We start from the raw sequence: 515 nt of genomic DNA on the forward strand, positions 1-515 counted from the left end.
GCAATGTGCTGGCCATGTCGGGGCGGGCGGTCGAGGCCGCGGGTGATGTCTCGACGCTGCTGCTCGACAAGACCGGGACGATCACGCTGGGCAACCGGCAGGCCGCCGAGTTCGTGCCGGTGCACGGTACGACCGCGGCCGAACTCGCCGATGCCGCCCAGCTCTCCTCGCTGGCCGACGAGACGCCCGAGGGCCGCTCGGTGGTGGTGCTGGCGAAGGAGAGGTACGGGTTGCGTGAGCGGCATCAGGGTGAGCTGGCGCAGGCCGAGTGGATCGCCTTCACCGCGCAGACCCGGATGTCGGGCGTGGATGTCGACGGGCGGAGGATCCGCAAGGGTGCCGCCGGTTCGGTCGTCACCTGGGTCAGGGAGCGGGGCGGCACGGTCGGCGAGGACGCCGACGGGATCACCGGCCGTATCTCCGAGGCCGGCGGCACCCCCCTGCTCGTCGCCGTCGAGGACGAGGCGGGCGCCCGGGTGCTGGGCGTCATCCACCTCAAGGACGTGGTCAAGGAC

Annotated in this window: 1 pseudogene; it reads left to right on the forward strand. The window is 72.0% G+C overall.

Annotation, left to right across the window (positions count from 1 at the left end):
• Positions 1 to 515 (forward strand): annotated as a pseudogene (locus CTZ28_RS46525) (potassium-transporting ATPase subunit B); the annotation flags it as partial.

Source organism: Streptomyces shenzhenensis (genome assembly GCF_003688995.1).
Taxonomy (GTDB): domain Bacteria; phylum Actinomycetota; class Actinomycetes; order Streptomycetales; family Streptomycetaceae; genus Streptomyces; species Streptomyces shenzhenensis_A.